The sequence below is a fragment of the Pseudomonas sp. ATCC 43928 genome (assembly GCF_005938665.2).
Classification (GTDB): Bacteria; Pseudomonadota; Gammaproteobacteria; order Pseudomonadales; family Pseudomonadaceae; genus Aquipseudomonas.
On sequence record NZ_CP041753.1, the window covers coordinates 2,062,977 to 2,088,768 of the forward strand.

The 25,792-nt window shown below is 59.9% G+C and carries 31 protein-coding genes; 17 read left to right on the forward strand and 14 right to left on the reverse strand.

The window, feature by feature from the left end:
• Nucleotides 1-96 precede the first annotated feature (96 nt).
• Entirely contained in the window at nt 97-531 is a 435-nt protein-coding gene (locus tag FFH90_RS09340) for a DoxX family protein (RefSeq protein WP_086944660.1), read from the forward strand.
• A 261-nt stretch (nt 532-792) separates the two neighbouring features.
• Complete coding sequence (locus FFH90_RS09345) at nt 793-1,101, forward strand: hypothetical protein (RefSeq protein ID WP_007939981.1); 309 nt, start codon at nt 793-795, stop codon at nt 1,099-1,101.
• Between the two features lie 33 nt (nt 1,102-1,134).
• On the opposite strand, the gene greB is transcribed toward FFH90_RS09345, so the two are convergent.
• Genes greB through FFH90_RS09360 form a run of 3 tightly spaced genes read right to left on the reverse strand, consistent with a single transcriptional unit; the run spans nt 1,135 to nt 4,879 of the window.
• Nucleotides 1,135-1,632 (reverse strand): transcription elongation factor GreB, encoded by a 498-nt coding sequence (gene greB / locus FFH90_RS09350; protein ID WP_018929803.1) that lies wholly within the window; start codon nt 1,630-1,632, stop codon nt 1,135-1,137.
• 59 nt (nt 1,633-1,691) lie between these two features.
• Nucleotides 1,692-4,196 (reverse strand): ABC transporter permease, encoded by a 2,505-nt coding sequence (locus FFH90_RS09355; protein WP_064616715.1) that lies wholly within the window; start codon nt 4,194-4,196, stop codon nt 1,692-1,694.
• Nucleotides 4,196-4,879: an ABC transporter ATP-binding protein gene (locus FFH90_RS09360; RefSeq protein WP_007939984.1), complete on the reverse strand. Its 684-nt coding sequence runs from the start codon at nt 4,877-4,879 to the stop codon at nt 4,196-4,198. Before FFH90_RS09360 ends, FFH90_RS09355 begins: the two co-directional genes overlap by 1 nt.
• Nucleotides 4,880-4,889: 10 nt before the next feature.
• Here FFH90_RS09360 and FFH90_RS09365 point away from each other — a divergent pair, with 10 nt between their 5' ends.
• The 3 genes from FFH90_RS09365 (at nt 4,890) to FFH90_RS09375 (ending at nt 6,949) form a co-directional block, all read left to right on the forward strand.
• Complete coding sequence (locus FFH90_RS09365) at nt 4,890-5,495, forward strand: arylesterase (protein ID WP_018929801.1); 606 nt, start codon at nt 4,890-4,892, stop codon at nt 5,493-5,495.
• A 56-nt stretch (nt 5,496-5,551) separates the two neighbouring features.
• Complete coding sequence (locus FFH90_RS09370; protein ID WP_007899882.1) at nt 5,552-5,845, forward strand: hypothetical protein; 294 nt, start codon at nt 5,552-5,554, stop codon at nt 5,843-5,845.
• A 132-nt stretch (nt 5,846-5,977) separates the two neighbouring features.
• Nucleotides 5,978-6,949, forward strand: a complete 972-nt coding sequence (locus FFH90_RS09375; RefSeq protein WP_018929800.1) for a L,D-transpeptidase family protein — start codon at nt 5,978-5,980, stop codon at nt 6,947-6,949.
• Nucleotides 6,950-7,072: 123 nt separating this feature from the next.
• On the opposite strand, the gene oprI is transcribed toward FFH90_RS09375, so the two are convergent.
• Nucleotides 7,073-7,324 (reverse strand): outer membrane lipoprotei OprI, encoded by a 252-nt coding sequence (gene oprI / locus FFH90_RS09380; RefSeq protein ID WP_003172710.1) that lies wholly within the window; start codon nt 7,322-7,324, stop codon nt 7,073-7,075.
• A 629-nt stretch (nt 7,325-7,953) separates the two neighbouring features.
• Here oprI and FFH90_RS09385 point away from each other — a divergent pair.
• Nucleotides 7,954-8,235, forward strand: coding sequence for a GNAT family N-acetyltransferase (locus tag FFH90_RS09385; protein WP_007939987.1), 282 nt, complete (start codon nt 7,954-7,956; stop codon nt 8,233-8,235).
• A gap of 65 nt (nt 8,236-8,300) precedes the next feature.
• On the opposite strand, the gene FFH90_RS09390 is transcribed toward FFH90_RS09385, so the two are convergent.
• Both FFH90_RS09390 and FFH90_RS09395 read right to left on the reverse strand, forming a co-directional pair.
• On the reverse strand, nt 8,301-9,377 hold the full coding sequence (locus FFH90_RS09390; protein ID WP_018929799.1) for a 3-deoxy-7-phosphoheptulonate synthase: 1,077 nt from the start codon (nt 9,375-9,377) through the stop codon (nt 8,301-8,303).
• A 189-nt stretch (nt 9,378-9,566) separates the two neighbouring features.
• Nucleotides 9,567-10,010, reverse strand: a complete 444-nt coding sequence (locus FFH90_RS09395; protein WP_081625788.1) for a PilZ domain-containing protein — start codon at nt 10,008-10,010, stop codon at nt 9,567-9,569.
• Between FFH90_RS09395 and FFH90_RS09400 the strand changes: the two genes are divergently transcribed.
• The 5 genes from FFH90_RS09400 (at nt 10,009) to cysB (ending at nt 13,965) form a co-directional block, all read left to right on the forward strand.
• A complete protein-coding gene (locus tag FFH90_RS09400) occupies nt 10,009-10,395 on the forward strand; it encodes a co-chaperone YbbN (RefSeq protein ID WP_026286693.1) in 387 nt (128 codons plus the stop codon). The two genes, FFH90_RS09395 and FFH90_RS09400, sit on opposite strands and share 2 nt — an antisense overlap.
• A complete protein-coding gene (locus tag FFH90_RS09405) occupies nt 10,392-11,348 on the forward strand; it encodes a putative 2-dehydropantoate 2-reductase (protein WP_138867037.1) in 957 nt (318 codons plus the stop codon). Before FFH90_RS09400 ends, FFH90_RS09405 begins: the two co-directional genes overlap by 4 nt.
• A 23-nt stretch (nt 11,349-11,371) precedes the next feature.
• The gene (locus FFH90_RS09410) at nt 11,372-12,277 is read left to right on the forward strand and encodes a 5'-nucleotidase (RefSeq protein ID WP_138867038.1); all 906 of its coding nucleotides are present in this window, start codon (nt 11,372-11,374) and stop codon (nt 12,275-12,277) included.
• A gap of 96 nt (nt 12,278-12,373) precedes the next feature.
• Complete coding sequence (locus FFH90_RS09415; protein ID WP_007939995.1) at nt 12,374-12,877, forward strand: universal stress protein; 504 nt, start codon at nt 12,374-12,376, stop codon at nt 12,875-12,877.
• Nucleotides 12,878-12,990: 113 nt separating this feature from the next.
• Complete coding sequence (gene cysB / locus FFH90_RS09420; protein WP_007899921.1) at nt 12,991-13,965, forward strand: HTH-type transcriptional regulator CysB; 975 nt, start codon at nt 12,991-12,993, stop codon at nt 13,963-13,965.
• Between the two features lie 13 nt (nt 13,966-13,978).
• On the opposite strand, the gene FFH90_RS09425 is transcribed toward cysB, so the two are convergent.
• Nucleotides 13,979-14,461 (reverse strand): GreA/GreB family elongation factor, encoded by a 483-nt coding sequence (locus FFH90_RS09425; protein ID WP_018929794.1) that lies wholly within the window; start codon nt 14,459-14,461, stop codon nt 13,979-13,981.
• Nucleotides 14,462-14,475: 14 nt separating this feature from the next.
• A complete protein-coding gene (locus FFH90_RS09430) occupies nt 14,476-14,874 on the reverse strand; it encodes a hypothetical protein (protein ID WP_138867039.1) in 399 nt (132 codons plus the stop codon).
• A 124-nt stretch (nt 14,875-14,998) separates the two neighbouring features.
• Here FFH90_RS09430 and earP point away from each other — a divergent pair, with 124 nt between their 5' ends.
• Nucleotides 14,999-16,141 (forward strand): elongation factor P maturation arginine rhamnosyltransferase EarP, encoded by a 1,143-nt coding sequence (gene earP, locus FFH90_RS09435; RefSeq protein ID WP_138867040.1) that lies wholly within the window; start codon nt 14,999-15,001, stop codon nt 16,139-16,141.
• Nucleotides 16,142-16,189: 48 nt separating this feature from the next.
• Entirely contained in the window at nt 16,190-16,759 is a 570-nt protein-coding gene (locus tag FFH90_RS09440) for an elongation factor P (RefSeq protein ID WP_007940000.1), read from the forward strand.
• 73 nt (nt 16,760-16,832) lie between these two features.
• Here FFH90_RS09440 and FFH90_RS09445 read toward each other — a convergent pair whose 3' ends face one another.
• The 3 genes from FFH90_RS09445 to FFH90_RS09455 form a co-directional block, all read right to left on the reverse strand.
• The gene (locus FFH90_RS09445) at nt 16,833-17,252 is read right to left on the reverse strand and encodes an organic hydroperoxide resistance protein (protein ID WP_018930027.1); all 420 of its coding nucleotides are present in this window, start codon (nt 17,250-17,252) and stop codon (nt 16,833-16,835) included.
• Between the two features lie 267 nt (nt 17,253-17,519).
• On the reverse strand, nt 17,520-17,981 hold the full coding sequence (locus FFH90_RS09450) for a MarR family winged helix-turn-helix transcriptional regulator (RefSeq protein ID WP_026286713.1): 462 nt from the start codon (nt 17,979-17,981) through the stop codon (nt 17,520-17,522).
• 69 nt (nt 17,982-18,050) lie between these two features.
• A complete protein-coding gene (locus FFH90_RS09455) occupies nt 18,051-19,007 on the reverse strand; it encodes a LysR family transcriptional regulator (protein ID WP_086944663.1) in 957 nt (318 codons plus the stop codon).
• A gap of 124 nt (nt 19,008-19,131) precedes the next feature.
• On the opposite strand from FFH90_RS09455, the gene FFH90_RS09460 reads away from it, so the two are divergent.
• A complete protein-coding gene (locus tag FFH90_RS09460; protein WP_081626569.1) occupies nt 19,132-19,866 on the forward strand; it encodes a sulfite exporter TauE/SafE family protein in 735 nt (244 codons plus the stop codon).
• On the opposite strand, the gene FFH90_RS09465 is transcribed toward FFH90_RS09460, so the two are convergent.
• Entirely contained in the window at nt 19,856-20,710 is an 855-nt protein-coding gene (locus FFH90_RS09465) for a LysR substrate-binding domain-containing protein (protein WP_018930024.1), read from the reverse strand. The two genes, FFH90_RS09460 and FFH90_RS09465, sit on opposite strands and share 11 nt — an antisense overlap.
• Before the next feature lie 96 nt (nt 20,711-20,806).
• Here FFH90_RS09465 and FFH90_RS09470 point away from each other — a divergent pair, with 96 nt between their 5' ends.
• Together FFH90_RS09470 and FFH90_RS09475 are read left to right on the forward strand one after the other, a co-directional pair.
• Nucleotides 20,807-21,022 carry a DUF1127 domain-containing protein gene (locus FFH90_RS09470; protein WP_018930023.1) on the forward strand — a complete coding sequence of 72 codons (216 nt, stop codon included), beginning with the start codon at nt 20,807-20,809 and terminating at the stop codon, nt 21,020-21,022.
• 64 nt (nt 21,023-21,086) lie between these two features.
• The gene (locus tag FFH90_RS09475; RefSeq protein ID WP_138867041.1) at nt 21,087-22,316 is read left to right on the forward strand and encodes a winged helix-turn-helix domain-containing protein; all 1,230 of its coding nucleotides are present in this window, start codon (nt 21,087-21,089) and stop codon (nt 22,314-22,316) included.
• A gap of 50 nt (nt 22,317-22,366) precedes the next feature.
• On the opposite strand, the gene FFH90_RS09480 is transcribed toward FFH90_RS09475, so the two are convergent.
• Nucleotides 22,367-23,713, reverse strand: coding sequence for a class II 3-deoxy-7-phosphoheptulonate synthase (locus tag FFH90_RS09480; RefSeq protein ID WP_138867042.1), 1,347 nt, complete (start codon nt 23,711-23,713; stop codon nt 22,367-22,369).
• Between the two features lie 148 nt (nt 23,714-23,861).
• Between FFH90_RS09480 and FFH90_RS09485 the strand changes: the two genes are divergently transcribed.
• Nucleotides 23,862-24,617, forward strand: coding sequence for a spermidine synthase (locus FFH90_RS09485; protein WP_007940010.1), 756 nt, complete (start codon nt 23,862-23,864; stop codon nt 24,615-24,617).
• A gap of 57 nt (nt 24,618-24,674) precedes the next feature.
• On the opposite strand, the gene FFH90_RS09490 is transcribed toward FFH90_RS09485, so the two are convergent.
• Nucleotides 24,675-25,466, reverse strand: coding sequence for a crotonase/enoyl-CoA hydratase family protein (locus FFH90_RS09490; protein ID WP_018930021.1), 792 nt, complete (start codon nt 25,464-25,466; stop codon nt 24,675-24,677).
• Between the last annotated feature and the right edge of the window lie 326 nt (nt 25,467-25,792).

The window sequence follows — 25,792 nt, forward strand, 5'->3', positions numbered from 1 at the left end:
ATCTGATTGTTATGGTGCGTTTTTTGCGCTTTTAACATGAGATAAACCGATTAATATGGCGACCAACCAACACACTCTCACAATGGATGACACAGCATGAGCACACTGATCAACAAGGTACTGTCTACCCGCGCTGGCTACGGCCTGACGATTCTGCGGATTTTCGTCGGCATCATCTTCGCGGCCCACGGCTCACAGAAACTCTTCGGGGCATTCGGCGGCTACGGCATTGCCGGCACCGCGCAGTACATGGAAAGCATTGGATTGGCGCCCGGTCACCTGATGGCAATCCTGGCTGGTGGTACTGAATTCTTCGGCGGTCTGGCGCTGATCATCGGCCTGCTGGCGCGTCCGGCGGCGTTGGGGCTGACCTTCCTCTCGCTGGTTGCGATTTTCTCGGTGCACATCAGCAACGGTCTGTTCATGGCCAACAACGGTTATGAATTCGCCCTGGCCTTGCTCGGTGGCAGCCTCGCAGTGCTGATCGAAGGCGCAGGCAAGCTCTCGGTCGACCGCGCCATCTCCGACTGACCGCTCTGACTCGACAAAAAGGCCCGCGCAGTGTGATGCACTGTGCGGGCCTTTTTTTGTTGCTGGCGATTCTTGACACTGTCCGGTCAGCTTCTCTAGGATGCTGCTCATGCGCCGATTTAAACAGCTACTTGCGGGGCGCCAGGTGACTCATTCAGTTGCCGATAGAAGCTTGAAACAGGCTTCGAAATACCGCTAAAGCGCTGGTTCGGTGTTGCCTCTCACCTGCCATGCAGACTTTTGAGGCAGAGACACGACACAATGAATGCATTGAACCCCGTTGTACGCCCCGCGCCGATTACGGCACATCTCACCCAGCGCAATCCAAAAATCCTGCTTGGCGGTAAACATCAGCCGACGCTGTTGCGTTACCTCGATGGCTGGCCACGTCGCACCGGCGGTCCGGCAGCATTCCTGATCCAGTTTGTCGAAGATGGCGAGTCGCTGGAGCGCTTCGCGACAGACAGTTTCGATCTGGCGGTGATTCAGGCACCCAGCGCCGAGGACGCGCCTGAAGTGATCAGGCAACTGACCCGCGTCGCGCGCCAAGGGCTGATTGCCCGCTGCTGAGGCTCAGGGTTCTACGGCTTAGAGCACCGTGGCTCAAAAATAGTCGATTGCCACGATATACACGCACTGCTCACCGGTTGGTGTCTGCACTCGCACTTCGGCGTCCAGTGCCTTGCCGATCAAGGCGCGGGCCAGCGGTGAGTCGATGCTGATCAGGCCTAGCTTCAGGTCCAGCTCATCCGGGCCGACGATGCGATAGCGCGACTCTTTGCCGTCCTCGTCTTCGATCGTGACCCAGGCGCCAAAGTAGACCTTGTTCGGATCGCTGGGCTTTTCACTGACCACCTTGAGCGCTTCCAACCGTTTGGTGAGAAAGCGCACACGGCTATCGATCTCGCGCAGCATCTTTTTGCCGTAGGTGTATTCGGCGTTTTCCGAGCGATCGCCCTGGGCTGCCGCCTCGCTGACCGATTGCGTCACTTGCGGTCGGCGCACATGCCAGAGCTCATGAAACTCGGCGCGCATCCGCGCTTCACCTTCGGGGGTGATCAGCGCGGTGCCGGCGGTGCGGGGAGGGCGATAACGGCTCATGGCGACTTCTTGTGGTTGAGTTCTTGAATCGGGTTTTTAAACAAGCGTACTTGAGTTTATCAACCCTCGCGCAAGACTGTCAGCGGGCTGGCGTTCAAGGCGCGGCGCGTGCCGAACACACCGGCACCGCCGATCAGCGCCGCGCCGATCAGCGGCATGACCAGCAGCCATGGATGCGGATGCCAGGGCAGATCGAAGGCGTAGCGGTAGAGCACCAGGCTCACCAGTTCCGAGCCCAATGCCGCCAACAGCCCGCTGACCGCGCCGAGCAAACCGAACTCGATTCGCCGGGCCCTGACCAGCAACTGCCGTTCGGCGCCCAGCGCTCGCAGCAACGCGCCTTGGCGAATACGTTCATCGAGGGTGGCCTGCAAGCCGGAGAACAATACCGCCATCCCCGCCGCCAACACGAACAACAGCACGTACTCCACTGCCAGGGTCACTTGCGCGAGAATGCTGCGTAACTGCTCCAGCAACGCTTCGACTTGCAGGATGGTCACCGCTGGAAAACTGCGGGACAGGTCGACGATCTGCTGGTCGTGACCGGGTGCCAGATAGAAACTGGTCAGGTAGGTCGCCGGCAAATCCTTCAAGGTGCCGGGCTGGAAGATCATGAAAAAGTTCGGCTGGAAGTTGTCCCAGTTGATCTCCCGCAGGCTGGTGACTTTCGCCTCCCGATTGACCCCGCCAACGCTAAACACCATGTGATCGCCGAGCTTGAGCTTGAGGCTTTCGGCAACTTTGCCTTCCACCGAAACACCGGGTAGTTCATCCGCCGGTTGCTGATCCCACCAGTTGCCGGCGGTGAGCTTGTTGCCCGCCGGCAGGTCCGCCGCCCAGGTCAGGCTCAGGTCGCGTTGAATGGCCCGGTCACCGGCCGAGTCCTTGCTGACGATCTCCTGCACCGGTTTGCCATTGATGCTGATCAGCCGTCCCGGCACCACCGGGTACAGCGGTGCCGATTGTGCTGACAGCTCCATCAACCGATCGCTGAAGGCTTGTTTGTCCGCCGGCAGAATGTTCAGGGCGAAATAGTTCGGGGCATTTTTCGGCAACTGGTTTTGCCAGGTGTCGAGCAGCTCGCCACGCAGCAAAGCGATCAACGCCATCGACAGCAGAATCAAGCCGAAGGCCAGGGATTGACCCGCCGCCGCCAGTGGATGGCGCAACAGTTGGCCCAACCCCAGACGCCATGGCAATGAGGCGCGGGCCAGCATCCGGCGCAGGCTCTTGAGCAGCAGCAAGAGCAAACCGCCAAGCACCAGTGCCGCGATCACGCCGCCGCCGAGCAGGGCGAAAGTCAGCACCAGGTCCAGGCTCAAACGCCACATGATCAGGCCGAGGGCGCCCAACGCCGCGCCATAGACCATCCAGGTGCTGGAGGGAATCGGTAGCAAGTCCCGGCGCAATACCCGCAGCGGTGGGACTCGCCCCAAAGCGGCCAACGGCGGCAGGGCGAAACCGGCCAGCGCGACCAGCCCGGTGCCGATCCCCGCAATGGCCGGCAACAGGCCTCCCGGTGGAACGTCAGTCGGCAGTAAATCATGCAGCAGCGCAAACAGCCCGAGCTGCGCCAGCCACCCAAGCAGGGCGCCGCTGATGCTGGCGAGCAGTCCGAGAACTGTCAGTTGCAGACTGAACAGCACCATGGTTTCCCGGCGGGACAGGCCCAGACAGCGCAGCAATGCACTGGCATCGAATCGGCGGGTGGCGAAGCGTGTCGCCGACAACGCCACCGCCACGCCGGACAGCAGCACCGCTACCAGGCTGGCCATGTTCAAGTAACGTTCGGCCTTGCCCAAGGCACCGCCGATCTGCCGATTGCCATCGCGGGCATCCTGGATGCGCTGGTTGGCGGCCAGGCCTGGCTTGATCAATTGACGATAGGTTTCCAGCGCCTGGGCGTTGCCGCGCCAGAGTTCGCGGTAACTGACCCGGCTGCCGGGTTGCACCACGCCGGTCGCCTCGAGGTCGCTGAGATTGATCAGCACCCGTGGCGTCAGGCTGTAGAAGTTACCGGCGCGATCCGGTTCGTAGGTCAGCACCCGCGCCAGTTTCAGGGTTTTCATGCCGACATCGATGCTGTCGCCGATCTTCAAGTCCAGTGCAGTCAGCAGTCGCGCTTCAACCCAGGCTTCGCCGGGTTTCGGACCGCCACCGGGTGCTTCCTGCGCGAACGGCGCGGGGGCGCTTTTCAGTTCGCCGCGCAACGGGTAGACGTCATCGGCGGCTTTGATGCTGGACAGCTGAATACCGTTGTCGGTGGCAATGACACTGGAAAATTCCACCACCTGAGCATGTTCAAGGCCCAGCTCGATGCCACTGTTGATCTGTTCCGGCCGCGCCGGCGAACTGCCTTCCAGCAACAGGTCGGCGCCGAGAAACTCGGTGGCGCGCAGCATCATGGCGCCGTTCAGGCGGGCGCCGAAGTATCCGATGGCGGTACTCGCCGCCACGGCCACCAGCAAGGCGAAGAACAACACGCGCAACTCACCGGCGCGGGCATCGCGCAGCAGTTGGCGAATGGCGAGACTGAACAGGCGCAACAGCGGCAGGCGTGCCATCAAGGCTCCAGAGGGGCGACCAGCAGGCCGGCTTCAAGGCGGATCAGGCGCCGGCAGCGATGTGCCAGGCGTTCGTCATGAGTTACCAGCACCAGGGTGGTGCCGCGTTCCTTGTTGAGTTCGAATAGCAGATCGCTGATGCGCTCGCCAGTGTGGCTGTCGAGGTTGCCGGTGGGCTCATCGGCGAACAACACATCGGGCTCGGCGGCGAAGGCACGGGCAATCGCCACACGCTGCTGTTCGCCACCGGAGAGCTGGCGCGGCGAGTGGGTCAGGCGTTGACCCAGGCCGACCCGTTGCAACAGCTCGGTGGCGCGCTCACGGGCGTCTTTGCGGCCATCGAGTTCCAGTGGCAGCATGACGTTTTCCAGGGCGTTGAGGCTGTCGAGCAGTTGAAAGGATTGGAAGACAAACCCCACGTGCTCGGCGCGAATGCGCGCGCGCTGGTCTTCGTCGAGATTGCTCAGGCCTTGGCCGGCGAGAGTGACTTCGCCGCTGCTCGGCAGGTCGAGGCCGGCAAGCAGACCGAGGAGGGTGGATTTGCCGGAACCGGAGGCGCCGACAATGGCCAGGCTATCGCCCTTGTTCAGTTCCAGGCTGAGTTCGTGCAGGATAGTCAGTTCACCTTCCGCGCTGGGAACCACTTTGCTGAGGTTCTTCGCGGTGAGAATGCTTGCGCCCATGGAGAATCCGATGCGTGTGTGGTTTTTGAGTGCTGGCCTGGCCTTGATGTGCATGGCCCAGAACGCAGCGGCGGGTACAGTCCTGATCGTTGGCGATAGTATCAGCGCCGGTTTCGGCCTGGATACCCGGTTGGGGTGGGTGTCATTGCTCGAGCAACGGCTCAAGCACGAAGGTTTCGACGATAAGGTGGTCAATGCATCCATCAGTGGCGACACCAGTGCCGGAGGCCGGGCACGCCTGCCGGCGCTGCTTGCAGAGCATAAGCCTGAGCTGGTTATCCTCGAGTTGGGGGGCAATGACGGACTGCGCGGAATGCTGCCAACACAATTGCAACAAAATCTTGCATCGATGATCGACAGCTCCCGCGCCAGTGGTGCCAAGGTACTGCTGCTGGGCATGCAGTTGCCGCCCAACTACGGTGCGCGTTACACCCAGGCATTTGCCGAGGCTTTCACCAAGGTGGCCGACGAGAAAAAAATCCCGCTGGTGCCGTTTTTTCTCGACGGCGTGGGCGGTCATCCAGACCTGATGCAATCCGACGGCCTGCACCCGGCGGCGGGGGCTCAGGGCAAGTTGCTGGAAAATGTCTGGCCGACACTGAAACCGCTGCTTTGACGCTTTTCTAGCGGCGGCGTTTCGGCTAAGGTGGCGCCCCCGATTTGGAGGCCCCGATGCCGCGTCCCGCCTGGTCCCTTTTTGCCTATCAACTGATCGAGCCTGACGAACAGCTGGATCTGTTCGCCTGCCAGGAAGTGCGGGTGCATCTGGTGACCCGTCAGCTGGAGCTGGGTGGTTCGGCGGACCGAACCCTGTGCGGCAGCCTGTTGCCGGCGCAACCACGCTGGTCGAGCGTCGATCGCACGGTCTTCCAGGACCAGCGCCTGTGCTCGCTGTGCCGGGCCATTCTGGAATCGCAAAAACGCGGTACTTCGCCGATCTGGCCTGAGTTGCGGTTCGAGCTGTAGCTCCCTTGCCACAGGAAAGCGTCCACCACAGGTAATCCCCCTCGCCGCAGGTCTTGCATCTCCCCGAAATAACGGGCGGCGGTGTACAATCGGGTTTTTATACCCTTGTCGATCATGCGAAGGATTTTCCGGATGTTGCCGCGCTTTCCCGCCGTCACCCGCTGCCTGTCTCTTGCTGCGCTCTGCGTGGCGGGTCCCGTTGCAGCATTGGAGTTGCCCCTGCCACCACCCGGTGAAGACATTGTCGGCCAGGTGCAAGTGATCAAGGCCAAATACGAAGACACCTTCGCCGACCTTGGCACCACCTACGACCTGGGCTATTTGGAAATGGTCGCGGCCAACCCTGGCGTCGATCCATGGCTGCCGGGCGCCGGTACCGAAATCGTCCTGCCGACGCGCTTCATCCTGCCACCTGGCCCGCGTGAAGGCATCGTCATCAACCTGGCTGAATACCGCCTCTACTACTACCCGAAAGGCCGGAACGTGGTGTACACCTTCCCGCTGGGTATCGGCCGTGAAGGCTGGGGTTCGCCGATTGCCCACACCAGCATCGTCGCCAAGACGCCGAACCCGACCTGGACCCCTCCAGCGTCGATCAAGGCTGAGCACGCCGCCGATGGCGACCCACTGCCGAACGTAGTGCCGGCCGGCCCGGATAACCCGCTGGGGCCATTCAAATTCACCCTGGGCACTCCGGGGTACCTTATCCACGGTTCGAACAAGAAGTTCGGCATTGGCATGCGTACCAGCCACGGTTGCTTCCGCATGTTCAACAACAACGTGCTGGAAATGGCCAGCATGGTGCCGGTAGGGACGTCGGTTCGCATCCTCAACGATCCGTACAAGTTCGGCCTCAGTGGCGGCAAGGTTTATCTGGAAGCGCACACGCCGCTGGATGACAAGGGCAACCCTTCGGTGGTCGACAAGCACACCGCCGTGATCAATGCGATGCTCAAGCGTGAGGACATCACCAACAACTTGCGCATGAACTGGGATGTAGTGCGCGACGTGGTCGCCGCTGAGGATGGCCTGCCGGTGGAAATCGCCGTGCCGAATACGTCGGCACCGATGGTCTCGAGTGCGCCGATCGACCTGCAGCAGTAACGCGTTAAAGCAACCCGCCGATGCAGGCCGCATCGGCGGGTTTTTTATGGCCTGCAGAAACCTCAGGCAATAAAAAAGCCGACCCAAAAAATGGATCGGCTTGATAACAATCCCGAAGGATTATTACTTGCGGCTAGCTTTTTCCAGCATGCGCAGAGCACGCTCGTTAGCTTCGTCAGCAGTCTGTTGTGCTTTTTGAGCAGCAGCCAGAGCTTCATCAGCTTTACGGTAAGCTTCGTCTGCACGAGCTTGGGAGCGAGCTGCTGCGTCTTCAGTAGCAGTCAGACGTGCTTCAGTTTCTTTCGATACGCTGCTGCAACCGGTAGCCAGAACTGCGGCCAGAGCCAGAGCAGAGAATTTCAGAACGTTGTTCATCGTGTTCCCCTTCAAGGACTTTCTATTAAGTAGCTGTCTCCTCAGAGTGAGGAAATAGCCGGCGTACATACTACCCATTACTTGTAGTAAGTAAACTGACGTAGCGCAAGAAGCAAAAAAAATTGTAGGCGTTGATTCTTTTTCGAGCAACTTTTAACTGCGTTGTATAAAAAATATCCAGCTACGAGGCCCGAACTGAGCGAGCCGTTGGGAAAAAGTTCCCTGGCTCGGCGGCTGTTTTTTGGTCTTGCCCAAAGTCCGTCTAGATGGGTTTGTCTACACTTGTGTTCGAATTTTGCGCAGCCGCTCGCATATCTTTATCCATGTTGAGGTGACTTAAACAAAGGGCGCTCGTCTTAAGTCTCAATATCCGGCAATGTTCAGGCTTTGACCCGTTCGGTCGAGCCGTTCCTGCGTAATCCGCGGCAACACCCGCCACCCGATGCACAATGACGAGCGTCCCTTGAGCATTTTTGCCAATGGTGCCTACTATTTGATACGTGCTCGGTTGCGCGAGATTGGTGCGGCTCTCTCGGTGTCCATTCAGGCACGGGGTGGCGTAGTTGTTCCTTCGCCGGAAAAACATCGGTAAGGTAGGGGTCAGAATTAAAGACCCGCGAGGAGTAGTGATGAGCGAGGCGTTGTCCATCCACCATGACCAGGCTGGTCATCAGTTCGAGACCACTGTGGACGGTTATCGTGCCTACCTGACCTATATGGATCTGGGAAAACAGACCCTGGATATTTATCGCACTTTTGTGCCCAACGCGTTGCGTGGTCGCGGCATTGCGGCGGCTTTGACCGAGCAGGCGCTGCAATATGCTGATGAAATGGGCTACACGGTGATTCCATCGTGCTCCTACGTGGAGCGCTACATGGAGCGTCATCAGCGGCATGCCGCCAAGCTGTGAGCAAAACCAACGCATAAAAAAACGCCAGGTTCAAACCTGGCGTTTTTTTATGCGCGAAACGGCGATCAGCTGCGATTGCGTTTAGGCAACACGTCCTTGAGCTTGGCATGCATGCTGCGCAAGGTGTTTTCAGTGGCAGTCCAATCGATACAGGCATCGGTGATCGACACGCCGTATTGCAGGTCGGCGAGGTCTTTCGGGATTGCCTGGCAGCCCCAGTTCAAGTGGCTCTCGACCATCAGGCCGATGATTGACTGGTTGCCTTCGAGGATCTGGTTGGCGACGTTCTCCATCACCAGCGGTTGCAGGGCCGGATCCTTGTTGGAGTTGGCGTGGCTGCAATCGACCATGATGTTCGGCTTGATGTTGGCCTTTTTCAGCGCTTGCTCGCAGAGCGCGACGCTGACCGAATCGTAGTTCGGCTTGCCGTTGCCACCGCGCAGTACCACGTGACCATAGGCGTTGCCCTTGGTGGTGACGATCGATACGCCACCTTCCTGGTTGATGCCCAGGAAACGGTGCGGGCTGGAAACCGATTGCAGGGCGTTGATGGCCACCGTCAGGCCGCCATCGGTGCCGTTCTTGAAGCCGACGGCCGAAGACAGGCCGGAAGCCATTTCACGGTGCGTCTGGGATTCGGTGGTGCGTGCGCCGATCGCCGACCAGCTGATCAGGTCCTGCAAGTATTGCGGGGAGATCGGGTCGAGGGCTTCGGTTGCGGTCGGCAGGCCCATCTCGGCCAGGTCCAGCAGCAACTGACGACCGATGTGCAGGCCATCCTGAATCTTGAACGAGTCGTCCAGGTACGGATCGTTGATCAAGCCTTTCCAGCCAACGGTGGTGCGTGGCTTCTCGAAATACACGCGCATGACCAGATACAGGGTATCGGACACTTCGGCCGCGAGCACTTTCAGGCGCTCGGCGTATTCGTGGGCAGCCTTGATGTCATGGATCGAGCACGGCCCGATCACGACGAACAGGCGGTGGTCGGTGCCATCAAGAATGTTGCGAATGACTTCGCGGCCCTTGGTGACGGTGCGCAGGGCAGCGTCGCTCAGAGGGATATCACGCTTGAGCTGATCGGGAGTGATCAGGGTCTCGTTGGAGGCGACGTTTAGGTCGTTGATCGGTAAATCAGCCATCGTTTACTCGTCAGGTCACGGGTGCCGGCCGCCAGCGAACCCGCGCGGCGGAGCACAGCAAATTAAGCGCGTCGGGGAGCAGAACCTTAGCGCGTTACACCGTGGCTCGACAATGGGCAGACACCGGTTTAATGGGCATTCCCCATCAGTTTCCCCCACCGTGGCGGGGAAACTGATGGGGAATGCACCCTAACCGGCCATTGGCTGCGCAAATGCCTTGCTGACCGTATCGTGGGAGAACTCGTCGGCGTGCTGCTGGACCCACTCGAGGGCCAGGGTCTCATTGTTCTGCTGTTGGCTTTGGGGTTCATGCTGACGGCAGTAACGTTCGATCTGGCAGATCTGCTCACCCATCCGCGCGCAAAACAGCGTCTGTTCGTCGACGAAGGCGATCCCCACCAGATAGCCGCGTTTGCGTCGCAAGCACCACGCCACATAACCCAGGAAACGCAAGTCCGGGTTCAGGGTCGGCATGCGTATTTCCAGCGCCGTACCGTGGCGCCACGCGCGGTGGTAATTGCAAGCCATGCCGCCGAGGCTGATAGTGTGCAGCTCTTGCCGCGAAATACACTCATGTTTGAGCAACGTTAATTCGACGGGCACATCGTCAGGATGAGGAAGATAACGTCTCATGAACACGGACTCCCTGTGTCGGCCACTTGACACTGTTTCTCCCAGTATAGTGGTCGAATCGGAACTGACCGATTTCGACGCCGACCAACGGTTGCTGGCAATGAGCGGCATTTCACTGGTGATATTTACCAGCGTCGGCTGTGCCAGTTGCCGTTTTGCCCGCGAGCAGTTGCCCAGGCTCGAACTGGCGGTCGATCGGCTGTGCTGGATCGATGCCGGAAGCAATGGCGGGGTGGTTGAGCGCTATCGGGTCTTTCATTTGCCGGCACTGTTTGTGGTGCGCGACGGTGAGTATTTCGGGGCGCTACAGTCGCGCCTGACCCGCACAGCGCTCAACGAGGCTGTGGAGCAGGCGTTGAATCGACCAGCAGAGGAGCTGCCATGACAGGCACAGTGGCCAAGCCGACAATCGGCATTATCGGTACCGGCGCGATCGGTGGTTTCTACGGGCTGATGCTGGCGCGTGCCGGCTTCGATGTGCATTTTCTGTTGCGCAGCGAGTTTTCAGCGGTGGCCGAACGCGGCTTGCATCTTGACCATGCGTCGTTGGGCCAGCTGACCCTGAGCCCGGTCCAGGCCTATTCGTCGGCTGCCGACATGCCGTCCTGTGACTGGCTGCTGGTGGGCGCCAAGACCACCAGCAACGCGGACCTGGCACCGGCCATTATTCAAGCCGCGGCACCTGATGCCAAAGTGCTGTTGCTGCAAAATGGCCTGGACGTCGAAGACCATCTGCGCGAGTTGCTCCCCGATTCGCTGCACCTGCTGGGCGGGCTTTGTCTGATCTGCGTCCATCGCGCCGGCCCCGGGGTCATCACCCATCAAGCGCTGGGGGCGGTGAATGTCGGCTACCACAGTGGCCCCGCCGCCGATGCCCAGGTACGCATGAACATCGTCGAGGAGGGCGCCGGATTGTTCCGCACGGCCGGTATCGACGCCCAGGCCATGCCGAATCTGCAGCAGGCGCGCTGGCAGAAACTGGTCTGGAATATTCCCTACAACGGTCTGTCGGTGCTGCTCGGGGCCAGCACCACACCGTTGATGGCGGATGCCGACAGCCGCGCGCTGATTCAGGCCTTGATGGCCGAAGTGGTTCAGGGGGCCAAGGCTTGCGGTCATGACATGCCGCCGGGTTACGCCGATTATCTGTTCATGATGACCGAGAAAATGCCCGACTACTGGCCGAGCATGCATCACGATTTTCTGCACAAGCGGCCGCTGGAACTGGACGCCATCTACACTCGGCCACTGGCAGCGGCGAAGGCGGCGGGATGTGAGTTGCCGCGAATCGAGGCCTTGTATCGCAGCTTGAGTTTTATCGACCGACGTAACCACTGAGTCGGTCAAGAAGGGGGAAGGGCATGGCAAATGTCATAGACGACAAACTGGTGCTGGCGATTTCTTCGCGAGCGCTGTTCGACTTGAGCGAGAGCCACAAGGTCTATCTGTCGAGCGGCGTCGAGGCTTATCGGCAGTACCAGATCGAACACGAAGACGAAATTCTCGAGCCCGGCGATGCATTCCCGTTGGTGGAAAAACTCCTGAACCTGAATACCTGTCTCGGCCGTGCCCGGGTCGAGGTGATCCTTGTGTCGCGTAACAGCGCCGACACCGGCCTGCGGGTTTTCAACTCGATTCATCACTATGGCCTGTCGATCTCGCGTGCGGCGTTCGTCGGCGGGCGCAGTCCTTATCCGTACCTCAAGGCTTTTGGTTGCGACCTGTTTCTCTCGACCCATGCCGAAGATGTGCGCAATGCGCTGGAGGCCGGATTCGCCGCAGCGACTATTCTATCGGGCGGTGCCAGTCGCGCCGCCAGCGATGAATTGCGCATTGCCTTCGACGGTGACGCGGTGCTGTTTTCCGACGAGTCGGAGCGGGTCTATCAGTCGGGAGGCCTGGCGGCGTTTCAGGCCAGCGAGCGTGAGGCGGCCCGCGAGCCTTTGCGTGGCGGGCCGTTCAAAGGTTTCCTCGCGGCGCTCAATCTGTTGCAGCGCGAGTTTCCGGATGATGCCTGTCCGATCCGTACCGCGCTGGTGACCGCGCGATCGGCGCCGGCCCATGAACGGGTGATCCGTACCTTGCGCGAATGGGACATTCGTCTGGACGAATCGCTGTTTCTTGGCGGCTTGACCAAATCAGCTTTTCTCGAAGCCTTTGCCGCCGACGTATTTTTCGACGATCAGGCAGGCCATTGCGAACTGGCCCGCGAAGTGGTCGCCACCGGGCACGTGCCCCATGGCATCAGTAACGAGCCGTCGGTTTAAAGCCCGGCGGTTCAATACGTTGCGCCGGGCGCCGCACTCGCCACGGCACTGCTAAGCTGAATCAATCTCCGCCATGTTGGCATTTGAGGAGGTCATATGATTCGTTCGATGCTGTATGCCACTGACTTGGGTCTGTACGCACCATTGGTGATGCAGCATGCCTTGGAACTGGCTCGAACATTCAATGCCGACTTGTATGTGGTGCACGCGGTAGAGCCCATGGGGCTGTTTGCCGAATCCGTGTTGCAAAGCTATCTCGACGAGAAGGCCTTGAACGAATTTCACAGTCAAGGTCTGAACAATGTGATCGCCAATATTCAGCAACGGGTGCTCGACAACTTTCGCGAAGAGCTGGGGGATGAAGGAGAGCAGGATTTGCAGCGGATTCAGGCTGTGCGGGTGCTGCAGGGCGATCCGTCGCAGGTGATTCTCGACCAGGCGCAGAAACTCTCTGTCGATTTACTGATCGTAGGGAGTCACAGCCATGGTGCTGGCGCGGAAACGCCGTTGGGTCGAACCGCTGCGCGCGTGTTGCAACTGGCCAGGGTGCCGGTCTATTTGGTGCCGCTGGTAGAGCGTCGCCGCAAAGAGGATCGCTAGAACACGAATAATGGCATTTTGACAAAAAAGTTCTAGATTTATTGGTCTAACCATTAATATAGTTATATACCGTCGCTGATGCCCGTGGCGTCTACCTGCTTTGAGGGATTCATATGAAGCTTCAACAATTGCGCTACATCTGGGAAGTGGCGCACCACGACCTCAACGTTTCTGCTACAGCCCAAAGCCTCTACACCTCGCAACCGGGCATCAGCAAACAGATTCGTCTGCTGGAAGACGAATTGGGGGTCGAGGTTTTCGCCCGCAGCGGCAAGCATCTGACCCGCGTTACCCCGGCTGGCGAGCGCATCATCACCACTGCCGGTGAGATCCTGCGCAAAGTTGAAAGCATCAAACAGATCGCCCAGGAATTCTCCAACGAGAAAAAAGGCACCCTGTCGATCGCCACCACCCACACCCAGGCGCGTTATGCATTGCCACCGGTGATCAGCAATTTCATCAAGCAATACCCGGACGTTGCCCTGCACATGCACCAGGGTTCGCCGATGCAGATCGCCGAGATGGCTGCGGACGGCACCGTCGATTTCGCCATCGCCACCGAAGCCCTGGAGCTGTTCGGTGATCTGGTGATGATGCCGTGCTATCGCTGGAACCGCTGCGTGGTCGTGCCTCAGGGCCACCCGCTGACCAAGCTGTCGAAGCTGACCCTCGAAGCCCTGGCCGAATACCCGATCGTGACGTACGTATTCGGCTTCACCGGCCGTTCGAAACTCGACGAAGCCTTCAGCCACCGTGGCCTGACACCGAAAGTGGTGTTCACCGCCGCTGACGCCGACGTGATCAAGACGTACGTTCGCCTGGGGCTGGGTGTGGGCATCGTGGCGAAAATGGCGGTCGATACCAAGCTCGATAGCGACCTGGTGGTGCTCGATGCCAGCGAGTTGTTCGAATCCAGTATTACCAAAATCGGTTTCCGTCGCGGCACTTTCCTGCGTGGCTTCATGTGCGACTTCATCGAGAAGTTCGCTCCGCACCTGACCCGCGAAGTGATGGCCAAGGCCATTCAGTGCCACAACAAACAGGAACTGGAAGAGCTGTTCGACGGCGTCGAACTGCCGGTCCATTAAGCGTCAACAGACGCTAGACCACCTCGGTGACAGCAAACTGTTGCCGAGCGCCCGCCACCAGAATCTCCACTTCATCCCCTTCGAACTTGCCCAGCAGGCTTTTACCCAGCGGCGAACGAGGGGTGATGACGGTAATCAGTTGCCCCACCAGATCAATCTTCAATCCGGCTGCGTCGGGGGCCAGGAACAGCCATTGTTCGCGACCCTTTTCGTCTTCCAGGCCGAGCAGGGCGCCGACCTCGATGCCGCGCCGCTCGTCATAAGGCCGCAGTGTCAGGTTCTGGCAAAGGGTCAATGACAGCCTGATTTCTTCCACTCGCCTGGCCTGCCCGGCCGCCAGATAAGACGCCTCCAGCCCCAGGGTGTCGTACTTGTTTTCGGCTATGTTTTCTTCGTGGGTCGCGGTTTCGTAAGCGGTTTGCGCGGCACGCTCGGCGATGTCGAGATCGATCCGCAGCTTGTCGATAATCAGTTGGTGGACGGTCGGCTTGTGCATAGAGAGCTTCATGATCAATCGCAGAATTGCAGGACGTTGGCGCGGCTTTTTTCGCTCGGCGCGGTCTGGTCCTGTTGCAGCCAGAACTGACATTTTGGATTGGCCAGATTGTGTTTGCTGCTTCTGGCCTGTTCCACCATTTGCTGCTGATCGTTCCTGCGCAGGTGTTCCTCGTACTGTTCGAACATCGGGTTTTGCGCAGCGGGTTGTTCAAGCACCGGCGGCTTGGCCAGTTGCTCCACCGCCTGGGCCAAGGGTGCCAATTGCTCGTTGAACAACAGGCGCCAGGCGAGCCAGCAAGTCAGTGCGATCGCGATAAATCCCAGCCACAAACCGAGGGCGATGCTGCCGGTCAGTTGCAGCGCATTGAGCTGGATCGGCATGGAGCGGCGCGGGTGGGGACGGTAGGGCATGACTGCCTCCTGGCGGGTGGTCGCGGGCGAGTGGCGATTGTCGCACGAAGATTAATCGTCGTCGGCTCTTCTGCACGGGGTAATTTATGCGGACAATCGGCGCTTTTGCCAACGGGAACCTGGAATGCCTGAAATGAAAACCCGCTGGGATATTTTTTGCACCGTGGTCGACAATTTCGGCGACATTGGTGTGACCTGGCGTCTGGCCCGCCAACTGGTGGCCGAACATTCAGTGACGGTGCGCTTGTGGGTCGATGACCTGCGGGCCTTCGAGCGGTTGTGTCCAGAAATCGACATCCACGCTACGCAGCAGTGGCAGCAGGGTGTCGAGGTGCGGCAATGGTCAGCGCACTGGCAACCCACCGAAGCCGCGGATGTCGTTATCGCCGCGTTCGCCTGCCAGTTGCCGAGTGCTTATATGGAGGCCATGGCCGAGCGGGAAAAGCCGCCGCTGTGGATGAACCTCGATTATCTGAGCGCCGAAGACTGGGTCGTCGGTTGTCACGGCTTGCCGTCGGTGAAGTACAAGAACGTGCAGAAGTTCTTTTTCTTCCCGGGTTTTCGCAAGGGCACCGGTGGCTTGCTGCGTGAGAGGGGATTGCTCGAGCGGCGTCGGCAGTTTCAGCAAAGTCCCGAGGCTCAGCGAGAGTTCCTGCAAGGCCTGGGGGTTGAACGCGCCCCGAACGCACAGCTGATCTCGCTGTTCGCCTACGAGAATAACGGGCTGGCCAGTTGGCTCGATGCCATGGCTGCCGACTCGACGCCCACTCATCTGTTGGTGCCCGAGGGGCGGATTCTCGGCGACGTCGAACGCTGGCTCGCAGTGGACGGGCTGACGGTCGGCGCGGTGCATGTGCGCGATGCCCTGACCGTGCAAGTGCTGCCGTTCGTCCGGCAGGATCAATATGACCTGCTGCTGTGGAGCTGCGATTTCAACGCCGTGCGCGGCGAAGATTCCTTTGTTCGCGCGCAATGGGCAGGCCGGCCAATGCTCTGGCACATCTATCGGCAGGACGAAGATATCCACCTGGACAAGCTCGACGCCTTCCTGACCCTGTACACCCAAGGCCTGTCCAAACCTGCTGGCGAGGCGATCAGCGGTCTATGGCGGGCATGGAATGCAGGTGAGACAATGGGCGAGTACTGGAAATCAACCCGCAAACATTGGCCGGAACTGGAAAAACATGCCGAGGCGTGGTGTCTGGAACAAGCCTTGCAGGCAGATCTTGCCGCAGCGCTGGTACAGTTTTACCTAAATTGGATATGATACGCGGCCTAGATTTTTGTAAATCCCATCCAAATTCGGATATTCGCAATGAAAACTGGTAAAGAACTGAAACCCGGTATGGTGATCCGTATCGACAACGATCCTTGGCTGGTTCAGAAAGCTGAATTCACCAAGTCGGGTCGTAACAGCGCGATCATGAAGACCAAGCTGAAAAACCTGTTGACCGGTTACAAGACCGAGACCGTTTACAGCGCCGACGACAAACTGGACGACGTGATCCTCGACCGCAAAGAAGCGACCCTGTCCTTCATCAGCGGCGACTCCTACACGTTCATGGACACCACTGACTACACCATGTACGAGCTGAACGCTGAAGACATCGAAGCCGTTCTGCCTTTCGTTGAAGAAGGCATGACCGATGTTTGCGAAGCGATCTTCTTCGAAGAGCGTCTGGTTTCCGTAGAACTGCCGACCACTATCGTGCGTCAGGTTGACTACACCGAAGGCTCCGCTCGCGGTGATACTTCCGGCAAGGTGATGAAGCCTGCCAAACTGAAGAACGGTACCGAGCTGTCGGTTGCTGACTTCATCGAAATCGGCGACATGATCGAGATCGATACCCGCGAAGGCGGTTCCTACAAAGGCCGTGCTAAATAAGCACCGCTTGAGGAATGAAAAAGCCCGACCATTGAGTCGGGCTTTTTTGTGGGCGAATGATCAAGATCAGTGATTAAACGGCAACGTGCAGGCGCACATCGACGTTGCCACGCGTGGCGTTGGAGTACGGGCAGACCTGATGGGCGGCGTCGACCAGGCTTTGTGCATCGGCTTGTTCAAGGCCCGGCAGGCTGATGTGCAGGTCGATGTCCAGGCCGAAACCACCAGGGATCTGGCCGATGCCGACATGGGCGGTGATCGAGGCGTCGTCGGGGATTTTGCGTTTGGTCTGGCTGGCGACGAATTTCAGCGCGCCGATGAAGCAGGCGGAATAGCCGGCGGCGAACAGTTGTTCAGGGTTGGTTGCCGCACCGCCGGCGCCACCGAGTTCTTTCGGGGTCGCGAGTTTGACGTCGAGGACGTTGTCGCTGGAGATCGAACGACCGTCACGGCCGCCGGTGGAGGTTGCGATTGCGGTGTAGAGAGTTTGCATGGTGTGAGCCTCGTTTCGGATTGGGTGTTTCGCGCTAAATGTTTGCGCACTAAGTAAATGCGAAGTGAATGTAGCTCGCTAATATTTAGCGCGCAAGATAAATTTTTGAAAAAAACTGACCCTGCCCATCACCTGGAGATTCGATCAGGCGGGAGATGCTTGAGATAGAGGCTTTCGTGCGGGATTTATGCGAAGTGAATTTTTTTGCGACGGGGGAGGGCGCCTTCGCGGGCGATCCGACTTGCCCGCGAAGAACGATAACGCGGTCTAAAGGCTGTCTTGCAGGTGGCTGCGCAGCTCCTGGAGATCCGCTTGCAGCTTCTTCAACTGCTCCAGCGTCTGCCCGCTGGCGCCGAGGATGCACTGCGGAATATCGCGCGCTTTGTCTCGCAGCGCATGGCCTTGCTCGGTGAGTTCGACAATCACTACCCGTTCGTCTTCGCGGCTGCGGGTGCGGCTCAGCAGGCCTTCGGCTTCCAGGCGTTTGAGCAGCGGGGTGAGGGAGCCGGGATCGGTCAGCAGTCGGCTGCTGATTTCGCCGACCGTCAATCCGTCCTTTTCCCACAACACCATCATTGCCAGGTACTGCGGATACGTCAGGCCCAGCGCTTGCAACAGCGGCTTGTAAACCTTGGTCATCAGCAATGAAGTGGAATGCAGGGCGAAGCAGACCTGATTATCCAGCAGCAGGTTATCGCAGTTGTCCGGGGTGTCGCGCTCGGTGTTCATTTCAAAGCCTTGATCAGTGATCGTCATGAATCTAGCGGGCGAATCTTTAATGCGCCAGATAATTATGGACTAGTGGCGGTCCAGGTTGGTTTGCAGCGCCAGATCCCACGGTGGAATGGGGCTGAAACGGGTCTTCAGGTATTCCAGCAGCAAGCGGCTACGCGAACTGGGCTGCTGCTCCAGGCGTAACGCATAAATACCGGTGCTTTCCGGTTTTGGCAGACCTTGTTCGCAGAACAGCGGCAGCAGTTCGCCGCGCAATAAATATTCACTGGCCAGCCAGGTCGGCAGATGCGCGACACCCAGCCCGGCCAGTGCGCCGCAGACCAGCGCCTCGGCGTTGTTGGCGCTCATGCGGATTCGCGCAGGCCGGTGCAAATGCATCTGCCCATCCCGCTCGAAGCGCCAGGCGAACGGCGGAGCCAGGCCGTCCCAATCCAGGCCGTCGTGATCGACCAATTGCGCCGGCTCGGTCGGCACGCCACGGCGTTGCAGGTAATCGGGGCTGGCGCAGGCGATGCGCACCATGCTCGCCAGCGGCGTGGCCACCAGCCGGGTATCGGCCATTTGCCCGGCGCGCAGCACCAGGTCGACCTTGCCCAGGTTCGAACCCTGCATGTCGACAAAGCTGTCGATCAGGTGCAATTGCACGTCGAGACCAGGGTAAAGGGTCAGGAAGTCGGCAATCACCGGTGCCAGATGGCGTCGTCCGAACGCTGCCGGCGCATCGACCCGAATCAAGCCTTCCGGCGCATTGCTCAGGGACACCGCTTCCGCCCGCGCCAGCCGCAGTTCCGCGACGATCCGCCGCGCGCGCTCGGCAAAGGCCAAGCCTGCCGGGGTAGCCCGCACCGCGTGGGTGCTGCGAATGAACAGCTGACTGCCGACGGCGCTTTCCAGGCTATCGATACGTCGCGCCACCGCCGATGGCGTCAGGGGATGACGGCGGGATGCAGCGGAAAAACTGCCGGTCTCCAGCACATCCAGAAACAGTCCGAGTTGTTCGGTCAATTGATTGGGGTTCATGGCTTCGTCAACGCTTGTGCGAATTTGGCATAGCCATTGTGCGTTGCTATGCGTTTCCCTGCCAGAGCCGACTGCGTAGGATGAGCGGCCTGACAAGAGGAAACCGCCTGTGATTGAGTTCGTGATGTACCTGGTTTTTGGCGCCGCCATGGGCACCCTCGGCGGGCTCTTCGGCATTGGTGGCGGGTTGGTGGCGATTCCGCTGCTGGGCGTGTGGTGCGGTCTCGATCAGCAGGTCGCCCAAGGCACGGCGCTGGTGATGGTGGTGCCGAACGTGATGCTGGCGCTATGGCGTTATCACCAGCGCAATCGCATCGAATTGCGTCATGCGCTGCCATTGGCTTCGATGGGATTCTGCTTCGCCTGGATCGGTTCGATCTGGGCGGTGGGCATCGATGCGCAAACCATGCGCGTGGGGTTTGTCGCGTTCCTGGTCGCGCTGTCGGCCTACAACCTGATGCGAATGTTCACCGCCACTGCGCCGGCGTCTTCACAGATGCATTATTCATGGCCGTGGCTGGGTGTGCTCGGCGCGGCTTCCGGGACCATGGGCGGGTTGTTTGGCGTGGGTGGGGCGGTGGTGGCCACGCCGGTGTTGACCAGTCTGTTCGGTACCAGCCAAGTGGTTGCCCAGGGCTTGTCGCTGGCGCTGGCATTGCCGAGCACGGGCGTCACGTTGGCGACTTATGCGGTGCACCATCAGGTGCACTGGGCGATCGGTATTCCCTTGGCGGTCGGTGGATTGATGAGCATCAGTTGGGGCGTGAGAATCGCCCACGCACTGCCGGAGCGGCTGTTGCGCGGGCTGTTCTGTGGGTTTCTGGTGTGCTGCGCGGTGATGCTCGCCTTTAAAGTTTGAAGCCTTCGACGATGTGCTCGGCCAGGCATTCGGTGATCGGTGAAGGGTTGTTCAGGTTGCGGATCAGCATGATGCTGGCTTCCGGCAACAGCGGCAGGTCTTCGTCGGCGCCAAGGATGCGCATGTCTGGCGTGATCAGGCTTTCCAGTTGCGCGGTGATCGCAAGCCCCGCGCTGACCACTGCCATCAATGCCGACAGGCTGGAGCTGTTGTAGGCAATGCGATAATCGCGACCCATGGCTTCCAGCGCATTACACGCCCAGGCACGGCAGAAACAATCGCTATTGAACATCGCCAGCGGCAGCGGCGTCTGCTCGTGGGCGTTGAAGCATTGGGCCTCGGCCCAGACAAAACGCTCCTTGCGCAACAACTGGCCGATCTCGTTACCCGGCTCGCGGGTGACGATGGACAGGTCCAGGTCCTGGCGCTGCAACAGTTGCCGGGTCGATTCGCAATGAACCTCAATCTGGATCAGCGGGTAGAACTGCGCGAAGCGCGACAGGATGCCCGGCAGAAAGCGCATCACGTAATCGTCGGGCGTGCCGATGCGCACCGTGCCGACCATGTGCGGCTCGCGCAGGGTATTGAAGACTTCGCTGTGGAGTTTGAGGATGCGCCGCGCATAGCCGAGCAGCACCTGGCCTTCGGCGGTCAGCTTGACCTGGCGCCCGTCGCGTTCGAACAGCTGGCGCTGCAACACGTCTTCTTCCAGACGTTTCATCTGCATGCTCACCGCCGACTGGGTGCGGTTGACCATTTCCCCGGCGCGGGTAAAGCCGCCCTGATCAGCGATCGCGACGAAGGTGCGCAGTACATCGGTGTCGATACTGGGGTAGGCGGACATTCATCAATCTCCGAGATGTATGCCATCAGAAACATTCGTTGGATTGATCTTAGCGCTGCGGCGAGACTGGATCCATCCCTAAAGGAGGGCTACACGATGAAAGGTCACAACGAGCATGTAACGGAACAAAAATTCTCAATCCACGCGGTATCCGATCTGCTGCACAAGTTTAGTCGCTGGTACGAACTTCACCGTGAACGTGAATTACTGGCGAGCTTGAGCGACGAAGCACTGAAGGATATCGGCGTGAGCCGCGCAGATGTGGAGCATGAGGCAGTAAGACCGTTCTGGGATGATCCGATGCACAAATGATGATGCCATCGCTACACAAACCACTTTCGGGTGAGGTAGGTTGCGAGCAGACAAGGAGATGCTCATGCCCGCCACACTGTCCTTTTCCCTCAAACAGGCTCGGCGTCTGGCGCTGGCTGCCCAAGGGTTCAACGGGCGCCAGCCGCCGGCGGCGACCAAGCCGGTTCAGCTCAACCGGCTGATCGAACGGCTCGGCATTCTGCAGATCGATTCGGTCAATGCATTGGTGCGTTCGCACTACCTTCCCTTGTTTTCCCGTCTTGGCAATTATTCAACCGACTTGCTCGATCAGGCTGCCTGGAGTCAGGGCCGTCGGCGCACGTTGTTCGAGTATTGGGGCCACGAAGCTTCGTTATTACCGTTGTCGATGTACCCCTTGATGCGCTGGCGCATGCAGCGCGCTTCCCGTGGCGAAGATATCTACCAGCAACTGGCGCGTTTCGGTCGTGAGCAGCAGGACACGATTCGCCGTGTTTTAGCGTCGGTCCAGGAGCTCGGTGCGCTGGGGGCGGGCAGCCTGTCGACCCGTCAGGAACGGGCAGGGCCGTGGTGGGACTGGAGCGCTGAAAAGCATGCGCTTGAATGGTTGTTCGCCGCCGGTGAAGTGACCGTGGCCAGCCGGCGCGGGTTCGAACGGCTTTATGATTTGCCGGAACGGGTGATTCCTTCGGCGCTTCTGCAGCAGCCCTTGCTCAGTGAAGCCGAAGCCCAGCGCGGGTTATTGCTGCATGCGGCCACGGCGTTGGGCGTCGGCACGGAAAAGGACCTGCGGGACTATTTTCGCTTGAGCCCGGCAGACAGCCGGCCGCGTCTGGCGGAACTGGTCGAGGGCGGAAAGCTGCTGGTCTGTGGAGTTGAAGGCTGGCGGCAACCGGCTTATTGCCTGGCTGAGCCGAAAGTGCCGCGTAAGGTCGAGGCCAGTGCGCTGCTTTCACCATTCGATTCGCTGATTTGGGAGCGCAGCCGTACCGAGCGATTGTTCGATTTCCGTTATCGGCTGGAGATTTATACGCCGCAGCATAAACGCGTCTACGGCTATTACGTCTTGCCGTTTTTGCACAATGAGCGGATTGCTGCGCGGGTCGACTTGCGAGCCGAACGAGCGTCGGGCCGGTTGGCGGTGCATGCCGTGCATGAGGAAGAGCCGGGGCTGGATGATGAAGGGATGCTGGCGTTGGCGGTCAATCTGCGGCGGATGGCGGACTGGTTGGGGCTTGAGCGGCTTCAGCTGAATTGCCCGCGGGCGAGTGCGGCGAGGTTGCGGGGGGCGTTGGTTCAAAGTGGCGGTGATTGAAATGGCGCCTTTGCGGGCAAGTCGGATCCCCGCAAAGGGCTCAACCGGATTTAACGCCGGACTTGCTTCAGGGTCTCTGCAATCAAAAACGCCAGTTCCAGCGACTGATCGGCATTCATCCGCGGGTCGCAATGGGTGTGATAACGATCCGACAACCCATCTTCGGTAATCGGCCGCGCGCCGCCGATGCATTCGGTGACGTTCTGCCCGGTCATTTCGATGTGGATGCCGCCGGCATAACTGCCTTCCGCTTCGTGAACCTGGAAGAACTGCTTCACCTCGCCAAGGATCTGCGCGAAGTCGCGGGTCTTGTAGCCGCTGCTGGCCTTGATGGTGTTGCCGTGCATCGGGTCGGAGCTCCAAAGCACTTGCTTGCCTTCGCGCTGCACCGCGCGAATCAGCTGCGGCAGGTGATCGCCGACCTTGTTCGCGCCCATCCGCGCAATCAGGTTCAGGCGACCCGGGTCGTTGTCCGGGTTGAGCACATCGATCAGGCGAATCAGGTCTTCAGGGTTCATGCTCGGGCCGACCTTGACCCCGATCGGGTTATGCACCCCGCGCAGGAATTCGACGTGAGCACCGTCCAGTTGACGTGTACGGTCACCGATCCACAGCATGTGGGCCGAGCAGTCGTAGTAGTCGTTGGTCAGGCTGTCGCGACGCACGAAGGCTTCTTCGTAGTTCAGCAGCAGCGCTTCGTGGGCGGTGAAGAAACTGGTTTCGCGCAGTTGCGGCGAGCTGTCCATGCCGCAGGCGCGCATGAAGGCCAGGGTTTCATCGATGCGATCGGCCAGGTGGCTGTATTTCTCGGCCAGTGCCGAGTTGGCGATGAAGTCCAGGTTCCATTTGTGTACCTGATGCAGATCGGCAAAGCCGCCCTGGGCAAAGGCGCGCAGCAGGTTCAGGGTCGCGGTGGACTGGTGGTAGGACTGCAGCAGGCGATCCGGGTCCGGTACGCGGCTTTTTTCGTCGAAACCGATGCCGTTGACGATGTCGCCACGGTAGGCCGGCAGCGTCACGCCGTTGATGGTTTCATCATTGGCCGAACGGGGTTTGGCGAACTGACCGGCCATGCGTCCGACTTTGACCACCGGGCAACCGGCCGCGAAGGTCATGACGATCGCCATTTGCAGCAACACTTTAAAGGTGTCGCGAATTTTCGAGGCGGAGAATTCGGCGAAGCTTTCGGCGCAGTCGCCGCCCTGCAACAGAAATGCCCGGCCCTGGGTGACTTCGGCAAACTGACGGCGCAACTCCCGCGCTTCACCGGCAAACACCAGTGGCGGATAGCTCGCCAGGGTTTGCTCGACGTGCAGCAAATGCGCCGCGTCGGGGTATTGAGGTTGTTGCTGGATCGGCAGGGCGCGCCAGCTGTCAGGGCTCCAGGGTTGGCTCATCGCAGTCTCTAGTGTTTTACGCTCGGACGGTTATGTTATCAGCAATTAGTGCGTGACCTGCTCCCGTCGCTTCGCGGACAATCGCGCCTTTGCCGCTTTATGTTGCGGTTTATCGTGTTGCCGGGGCCGGTAACGATCAGGAGACGAAATGACTGAGGAGCGCGTCGAGCATCTGCTCGCCGAGGTGCAGGATGAGTTCGGCGTGATTCGCGTGCTGGAAGTGGCCGATTACCGTTTTCTGGAGTTCGGTGACGCCATCGAACAGAGCTGCGTGTTCACCGCCGACCCTAGCTGGCTCGAGTACGATTACACCCGCGCGATGCTGATTGGTGCGCTGTGCCACGAGCAGCCGGAAAGCGCGCTGTTCCTCGGCCTTGGTGCTGGGACACTGACCCAGGCTTGCTTGAAGTTCCTGCCACTGGAAGATGTCGAAGCCATCGAGCTGCGCCCTGACGTACCGCGCCTGGCCATCGAATACCTGGGGCTGGATGACGATCCGCGGCTGTACATCCGCGTCGGCGATGCGCTGGAGTTGCTCGATACGGCTGAACCGGCCGATCTGATTTTCGTCGACTTGTACACCGATGTCGGGCCGGGTGTCGGGCACCTGGCCTGGAGCTTTCTGGAAAACTGTCAGAAACGCTTGAATCCGGGGGGCTGGCTGGTGATCAACCAGTGGGCCACCGACGACGGCAAGCCGTTGGGTGCAGCGTTGTTGCGCGGTCTCTATCACCGGCATTACTGGGAACTGCCGGTGAAGGAGGGCAACGTGATTCTGATCGTGCCATCGGAGCTGGATCAGGAGCTGGACATGGAAGGGCTGATCGCCCGCGCGGAAGGCCTGGCGCCGCGGTTGGGGTATTCGTTGCAATCGTTGATCAAGGATATTCGGCCGGCGACTTAATGCGATGAGGTCATCTGTGGCGAGGGAGCTTGCTCCCTCGCCACAAAAGCCGATCTGTCAGCAGCCTTTGAAGACGCCTGGCCGCTTCTCGATCATCGACCGCACACCCTCCTTGGCGTCCTCGCTGTTGAGCAGTTTCTTCACCAGCGGCGGCAATGCCTGGGTCGCAGCAATTTCACCCTCGTAGCGCGCCTGTCGCGCAGACATCAACGTCGCCTGAACCCCCAGCGGTGCCTGCCTCGCAATCCTCTCGGCCAACTCGATCGCCCGTGGCAGCAAGTCCTCGCTGGCCATGACTTCCTGCACCAGGCCCAGATGCAAGGCGTCATGTGCATCGAATTCATCGCCGGTGAGCAGCCAGCGCATGGCGTTGCCCCAACCGGCGACCTGATGCAGGCGCAAGGTGGCGCCACCGAACGGGAGGAGTCCGCGCTGCACTTCCTTTTGGGCAAAACGGGTATTGCTGGCGCACAGGTTGATGTCGGCGGCCAGCATCAATTCGATGCCCGCGGTCAGGCAGTAGCCTTGCGCCGCGACAATCACCGGTTTGTTGACCCGGGGGCCGCCGAACACGCCCCAGGGATCGCAGCCGCCGGGCGGTGCCTGCCAGCCTTCGGCCAGGGCTGCGCCGGCGCTCACCAGGTCGAGCCCGGCAGTGAAATGCTCGCCATGGCCGAACACCACCGCGACCCGCGCCTCACTGTCGGCTTCGAATTCGCCATAGGCCAGGCTGAGCGCATTGAGCAGGTCGAGGTCGAAGGCATTGCGCTTGGCTACCCGATCCAGGCCGATCATCAGGACATGACCGTGTCTTTCACGGGTTACACGACTGGGGCTGGGCTGATTCATGGAGCATTTCCTCGGGCGGGAAGGGTGCGTCAGACCAAAGGTCTGCGTCGCAAGGGTGAACCGTTTTAGCGCCATCGTCAGCAGGGCCGGGCCTTTGCAAAATAGACGGTTGTACGATTATCCGCAAAGCCCGTGACACAACGGCGTATGCCGGTTTTTTCCGATAAAAAAAGCTCCCTTTTTTGCCGAATTCCGGTATAGTGCGCGCCGGCCTTTAACCGGGCCGCGTTTAGGTAGCGCAATTCCCCGAAGCCAGCTTCGGCTGCACGTCCGCCCCGCGGACTCTTCCTTGACGATTCTTTTCATTCATTCGTTTTCGCAAATCC